Source organism: Mesorhizobium sp. M7D.F.Ca.US.004.03.1.1, from assembly GCF_003998635.1.
GTDB lineage: Bacteria > Pseudomonadota > Alphaproteobacteria > Rhizobiales > Rhizobiaceae > Mesorhizobium > Mesorhizobium loti.
In genome coordinates this window covers 1-6,496 of the sequence record NZ_RZQG01000290.1, presented here as the reverse complement: position 1 = coordinate 6,496, position 6,496 = coordinate 1, and the positions used below count along the sequence as shown (strand labels likewise).

8 protein-coding genes are annotated in these 6,496 nt (G+C 62.4%); 4 read left to right on the top strand and 4 right to left on the bottom strand.

Features of this window, described 5'->3' with window-relative positions; genetic code table 11:
* From EN935_RS17480 to EN935_RS17470, 3 genes are all read left to right on the top strand, one after another.
* Window positions 1-1,901: pyruvate carboxylase (locus EN935_RS17480; RefSeq protein ID WP_127373469.1), on the top strand; the 1,901-nt coding region annotated here is incomplete at its 5' end.
* Window positions 1,902-2,205: 304 nt separating this feature from the next.
* Window positions 2,206-2,466, top strand: a complete 261-nt coding sequence (locus EN935_RS17475) for a DUF2312 domain-containing protein (protein WP_027027312.1) — start codon at window positions 2,206-2,208, stop codon at window positions 2,464-2,466.
* A gap of 50 nt (window positions 2,467-2,516) precedes the next feature.
* Window positions 2,517-2,972, top strand: coding sequence for a hypothetical protein (locus tag EN935_RS17470; RefSeq protein WP_109664618.1), 456 nt, complete (start codon window positions 2,517-2,519; stop codon window positions 2,970-2,972).
* A gap of 105 nt (window positions 2,973-3,077) precedes the next feature.
* Here EN935_RS17470 and EN935_RS17465 read toward each other — a convergent pair whose 3' ends face one another.
* Entirely contained in the window at window positions 3,078-3,587 is a 510-nt protein-coding gene (locus EN935_RS17465) for an arsenate reductase ArsC (RefSeq protein WP_109664621.1), read from the bottom strand.
* Between the two features lie 219 nt (window positions 3,588-3,806).
* Between EN935_RS17465 and EN935_RS17460 the strand changes: the two genes are divergently transcribed.
* A complete protein-coding gene (locus EN935_RS17460) occupies window positions 3,807-4,145 on the top strand; it encodes a hypothetical protein (protein ID WP_109664626.1) in 339 nt (112 codons plus the stop codon).
* A gap of 88 nt (window positions 4,146-4,233) precedes the next feature.
* Here EN935_RS17460 and msrB read toward each other — a convergent pair whose 3' ends face one another.
* The 3 genes from msrB to EN935_RS17445 all read right to left on the bottom strand — a co-directional run.
* Window positions 4,234-4,638, bottom strand: coding sequence for a peptide-methionine (R)-S-oxide reductase MsrB (gene msrB / locus EN935_RS17455; RefSeq protein ID WP_127264464.1), 405 nt, complete (start codon window positions 4,636-4,638; stop codon window positions 4,234-4,236).
* A 100-nt stretch (window positions 4,639-4,738) separates the two neighbouring features.
* The gene (locus EN935_RS17450; RefSeq protein ID WP_127264465.1) at window positions 4,739-5,548 is read right to left on the bottom strand and encodes an MBL fold metallo-hydrolase; all 810 of its coding nucleotides are present in this window, start codon (window positions 5,546-5,548) and stop codon (window positions 4,739-4,741) included.
* Window positions 5,549-6,496, bottom strand: a 948-nt coding sequence (locus EN935_RS17445; RefSeq protein ID WP_127373468.1) for a VWA domain-containing protein, incomplete at its 5' end; no start/stop codon positions are given. It lies immediately after the preceding gene.

Below are 6,496 nucleotides of genomic sequence, written 5' to 3'. Positions count from 1 at the left end.
AGCTCGATGTGCTCGGACCGGAGAAATTCGCCGCCTGGATGCGCGATCAGAAAGAGGTGCTGGTCACCGACACGACGATGCGCGACGGCCATCAATCGCTGCTGGCGACGCGCATGCGCACGCATGACATTGCCGGCATCGCCGGCACCTATGCGCGTGCCCTGCCGCAGCTTCTGTCGCTCGAATGCTGGGGCGGCGCCACCTTCGACGTCGCCATGCGCTTCCTCACCGAGGATCCATGGGAGCGGCTGTCGCTGGTGCGCGAGGCCGCGCCCAATCTCCTGCTGCAGATGCTGCTGCGCGGCGCCAACGGTGTCGGCTACACCAACTATCCCGACAATGTCGTGCAGCATTTCGTCAAGCAGGCAGCTGCCGGCGGCATCGACCTGTTCCGGGTGTTCGACTGCCTGAACTGGGTCGAGAACATGCGCGTCGCCATGGATGCGGTCGGCGCCGAGGGCAAGCTGATCGAGGCGGCGATCTGCTACACCGGCGATATCCTCGATCCGGCGCGGGCGAAGTACGACCTCAAATACTATGTCGGCCTGGCCAGGGAATTGCAGGCGGCCGGCGCCCACATCATCGCCGTCAAGGACATGGCCGGGCTGTTGAAGCCAGCGGCGGCACGCGTGCTGTTCAAGGCGCTGCGCGAAGCGACCGACCTGCCGATCCATTTCCACACCCACGACACGTCAGGCCTGTCGGCGGCGACGGTGCTGGCGGCGGTCGACAGTGGCGTCGATGCCATCGACGCGGCGATGGATTCGCTGTCGGGCAACACCTCGCAGCCATGTCTCGGCTCTATCGTCGAGGCACTGAAGGGCACCGAACGCGACCCGGGCCTCGACCCGCAATGGATCCGCAACATCTCGTTTTACTGGGAGGCGGTGCGCAACCAGTACGCCGCCTTCGAAAGCGACCTCAAGGGGCCCGCGTCGGAAGTCTATCTGCACGAAATGCCGGGCGGGCAGTTCACCAACCTCAAGGAGCAGGCGCGTTCGCTCGGGCTGGAAACGCGCTGGCACGAAGTGGCGCAGACCTATCACGACGTCAACCTGATGTTCGGCGACATCGTCAAGGTGACGCCGTCGTCCAAGGTCGTCGGTGACATGGCGTTGATGATGGTCAGCCAGGACCTGACCGTCGCCGATGTCGAAAATCCCGACAGGGATATCGCCTTCCCGGACTCGGTCGTCTCGATGCTGCGCGGCGATCTCGGCCAGTCGCCAGGCGGTTGGCCGGCGGCGCTGCAGAAGAAGGCGCTGAAGGGCGACAAGCCGATCACGGTGCGGCCCGGTTCGCTGCTCAAGCCGGCCGACCTCAAGGCCAGCCGCAAGGAGATCGAGGAGAAGCTCGAGCGCAAGCTTTCGGAGTTCGAATTCGCCTCGTGGCTAATGTATCCGAAGGTGTTCACGGATTTCGCCGGCGCGCAGGAGACCTACGGGCCGGTCAGCGTCCTGCCGACGCCGACCTATTTCTACGGTATGAGGCCGGAAGACGAGATCTTCGTCGACATCGAGAAGGGCAAGACGCTGGTGGTGCGCTGCCTTGCAATCGGCGATGTCGATGAGAAGGGCATGGTCACCGTGTTCTTCGAGCTCAATGGCCAGCCGCGCCGCGTGAAAGTGCCCGACAGGGCGCATGGCGCGTCCGCCGCCAAGGCCCGCCGCAAGGCCGAGCCTGGCAACGAGGCGCATGTCGGCGCACCCATGCCGGGCGTCGTCTCGGCGCTTTCAGTGGCTGCCGGCCAGGCTGTGAAGGCCGGCGACGTGCTGCTTTCCATCGAAGCGATGAAGATGGAGACGGCGCTGCATGCCGAGCGCGACGGCACGGTCGCCGAGGTGCTGGTCAAGGCCGGCGACCAGATCGATGCCAAGGATTTGTTGATCGCCTTCAGCTAGGGCATGTCGATATTCAGGTGAGGCCGGCCTGCGAATAGCGGCTTCCTGCGCTTCCGGTGCTCACGTACTTTAAGTACGCTCCGCTCCGGTTCTCGGAAGCCACCATTCTCGGCTCGGCCTGACCTGAATCTCGACATGCCCAGGTCCATGTCGGCGAGATGGCTGTCGGCTTCTGTCGGCAGCCCTTGGCTAGCTGTTCGATAACGGCTTGACCCGCCGCCCCCGGTCGGGCATCGAGCCCGCTCAATTCGCCGCTGCATGCATTCCGAGTCGCGGCGCAGAACCGATTTTTTTGGAGAAAAACATGGCCGACGATATCACCGAGACCAGCCAGACTGTTGCCGCCGGCCAGCTGCGTGCCTTCATCGAGCGCATAGAGCGGCTCGAGGAAGAGAAGAAGACCATTTCCGACGATATCAAGGAAGTGTTCGCCGAGGCCAAGGGCACCGGCTTCGACACCAAGGCGATGCGCACGATCATCCGGCTGCGCAAGAAGGACCAGGCCGAGCGGCAGGAAGAGGAAACCATCCTCGATCTGTACAAGGCCGCACTCGGCATGGTGTAAGACTAGCCGGCCCCGGCACCGACGCGGTTGCCGGAGATACGGTTTGAGCCATGAGCGAATTCGACTTCGGTGCCCGTCGCGCCTCTGAGTTCCGCCAGCGCGGCTTCTGGACGCTGTTCGCTGAGCGGCATTCGGAAGAAAGGGCTCTGATGGCGAGGCGCGGACCCTGGTTCTGGCAGCGCGGGCTGCCCGACTTCGCATTGGTCCTTTCCATGTATGTCGCGCCGGCGCAGAACCATGTCGGCGTCTTCTTTGGCCGCAACGAGAAGTTCGGCGCCACGCAAGCCTGGTCGCGGTTGAAACCGTTCCAACCGGCGATCGAAGCCAGGCTGGAGCTCAGGCCCGAACAGAGTTGCGAGGGCCTCGGCATCAATTCGATGTGGCGGGTGAACTGTTATGCCGAGGACAATTGGCCAGCGATGACCGACTGGCTGGTGACCGAATGCTCGCGCATCGAACGTGCGGTGACCGAGGTTCTTGGCAATGCCGGCGACGGCGGTTCGTGAATCCGATGGCCTGCCGCTCTATCTCTTTGTTTTGACACAATTCCCAAGGGAAAGCGCTATGCGCTTCTCCCGGGAAGACCGCTTCACACTTTTCCTGGAATTGCTCTAATTTGGCTTCTGGGTGTCCCGGCCGATCTCGTCCAGATGGTGCTGCAGCGTCAGTTGGTCGAGCGTGTCCACCGGCAGATTGACGAACAGCGAGATGCGATTGTTGAGCATGCGATAGGCATCGGCGAAGGCGAGATGCATTTCGGCGTCGGTGCCGTGGGCCTTGGCCGGGTCCGGTATCGCCCACAGTGCCGTCATCGGATGGCCTGGCCATATGGGACAGGCCTCGTTCGCGGTGTTGTCGCAGACGGTGAAGACAAAGTTCATTTGCGGCGCATCGGCCGCGGCGAATTCGTCCCAGCTTTTCGAGCGGGCGAAGCCAGTGTCGAAGTTGAGAGTTTCCAGCAGTTGAAGTGCGTGGGGATTGACAGTGCCCTTCGGCTGCGAACCAGCGGAAAAGGCCTTGAACTTGCCGGCGCCGATCCGGTTGAGGATCGCTTCCCCCATAATGGATCGCGCCGAATTGGCGTTGCACAGAAACAGCACATTGTAGAAATTGTCGCTCATCTCAAGACCTCCCTGGCAGGCGACTGGATGATTGGGCGACAAATTCCATCGGGACGTCGCCGCTTGGCAAAGTGTATCGACAAGGGCGGCGTAGAAAGGTTTCGCGACCGTTTGATGACAACGGGTCGGATCATCTGGCGATACAGGTCCATCATCGCCTGGCGTTGACAGTTTGCTGCGTTTGAAATCTCTGCGGCAGCCGAGGAGAAGGTCGCGTCGATGAGTGTTTCAAAACGTCCCGAAGACGAAAGCGACACCGCAAGCCGGAGCTTTTTTCGCGCGCGCTGGCAAGGCCTGGTGCCGCTCGACCGGCTGTTCTGGCGCGACCTTGTTCTTGTCGGCACGGCGTTCAACGTCGCATCTTTGGTGGCCGCGATCATCCTGCTCGGACTGAAGCTGCCGCTCGCGGTGGTTCTGGCGGTGCATTTCGCGCCGGTGCCCTACAACATCTTTCTGACCTTTGCCGTATGGCGAACCACGGAAAAGGTCAGTGGCGCCAAGGCCTCGCTGATGACGCTCGGCGCCACATTATGGCTAATCTTGACGGTCGTGGTCTGAGAGCGCGGACACGGGTGCCCATCGCGTTCGCCGGGTTTCCCGCCTGGGCAATGAAAAGGGCAGCCGCAGCTGCCAATCGAATTTTGGCTCAAGCCGCCGGCTCGAATTTCAGTGCCACGCCGTTGATGCAATAGCGCAGGCCGGTCGGCGGCGGGCCGTCCTCGAAGACGTGGCCGAGATGGCTGCCGCAGCTGGCGCAATGGCATTCGGTGCGGACCATGCCGTAGCTGCGGTCGACGGTGTTTTCGACCGAACCCGGCACCGGATCGTTGAAGCTCGGCCAGCCGGTACCGCTCTCGAACTTCAGCTTGGATTCAAACAAGGGCTGGTCGCAGCCGACGCAGGAAAATGTGCCGGCGCGCTTCTCGTAGAGCAAAGCGCAGCTTCCCGGCCGCTCGGTGCCGTGGCCACGCATGACCGCATATTGCTCCGGCGTCAGCCGGGCGCGCCATTCGGCGTCGGTGCGGGTTACGGGGTAGGTGTGGGTGTCCATTTGATCTCCTCAGCCTTGCCGGCTCGTTGTTGATTTCAACCTCATATTCGCACCAAGATAGGCATTTGTTACGGCATTGCCCGCATTTTCGATCGGGTTGTCATGCGATTGCCGCGAGATAGCGATCGACTGAGGCAGACAAGGCCGGTTTTGCCCCGCCGATGATGTTCTGGTCCCACCATGCGCCAAATATGTCATCGAACGCGAATGGCTCCAGCGCGGCGGCGATGCGGCGTATCGCGGCTGCGTTGAGCGGGATCTGGTTCGGGTAGCTGTACATGAAGCTGACATGGCGACGCGTCGGCGTTACTTGCAGGATGTCGCCGGACATGAGGGCGTTGCCGCCATCGCGCTTCCAATGCAGCACCTGGCCACCGGCAAAGTGGCCGCCACAGCGGATGAGCGTCAGCGAAGGGTTTATGGCCAGCGTCTCGCCCTCCCAACTAACGATCGCCTTGTGCGGCCGCATGATCCACTGGCGGTCGTCGGCGTGGAGATAGATCGGCACGCCGTCAAACGCCTCGCTCCACTCGACCATCACCGAATAATAGTGGCAGTGTGAGATGGCGATCGCCGCCAGGCCACCGCGGCGGTTGATCTCGGTCACCGCCTCGTCGCTGACCATCGAGATGCAATCCCACAGCACATTGCCGTGCGGCGTCTGCGCCAGCAGCGCCCGCTGGCCGATGGCGAAGCGCGGCTCGATGCCGAAGGCGAGTACGCCGGCGTCGTCCTTCATCACAAGCTGGTGCTCGCCAGCGAGTTCCTGCGGCGTGATCCAGGCCTGCCCCTCCCAGCGCACATATTGGCGCTCGTCCTCGCAGATCGGACAGTGTTCCGGCGGCGTCTCTGTTGCCGCGAACTGGACGCCGCATTGCAGGCAGAGAAAGCAGGTTTCTTGCCGGTCCATTCAATGCTTCCTCGAAAGCTGCTTCGTCGCGCTTTCCAGCCCGGCCAAAGTCAGCGGAAACATGCGGCCGCCGAAGATGTCGCGGATCATCGCGATCGAGTGGGTAAAGCTCCAATTCCCGGGGTTTTCGGGGTTGAGCCATACCGCGTTCGGCCATTGCTGCAGCAGGCGGCCGAGCCAGACGCTGCCTGCCTCCGGATTCCAGTGTTCGACCGAGCCGCCGGGGTGCGCGATCTCGTATGGGCTCATCGAGGCGTCGCCGACGACGATCACCTTGTAGTCCGGCCCATATTTGTGGAGCAGGTCGAAGGTGGGGATTGTCGCGGCATGGCGGCGGCGATTGTCCTTCCACACGCCCTCATAGAGGCAGTTGTGGAAATAGAAATATTCAAGCTGGCGGAATTCGGCTCGCGCAGCCGAAAATAGCTCCTCGACACTCTTGATATGGTCGTCCATCGAGCCGCCGACATCGAAGAACATCAGAAGCTTCACCGCATTGCGCCGTTCGGGCCGCGTCTGCACGTCGAGATAGCCATGTTCGGCCGTGGCGTGGATGGTGCCGGGCAAGTCGAACTCCTCCTCGGCGCCCTCGCGCACCCAGCGGCGCAGACGCTTCAGCGCGATCTTGATGTTACGCGTGCCGAGCTCGACCGCATCGTCGAAATTCCTGAACTCGCGCTTGTCCCACACTTTTACCGCGCGGCGGTTGCGGCTTTCATGCTGGCCGATGCGCACCCCTTCGGGATTGTAGCCATAGGCGCCGAAGGGCGAGGTGCCGCCGGTGCCGATCCATTTCGAGCCGCCCTGGTGACGGCCCTTCTGCTCCTCCAGCCGCTGCTTCAAGGTCTCCATCAGTTTTTCGAAACCACCGAGCGCTTCGACCAGCTTTTTCTCCTCGTCGGTCAGGTGCTTTTCGGCGAGGCGGCGCAACCATTCCTCGGGGATGTT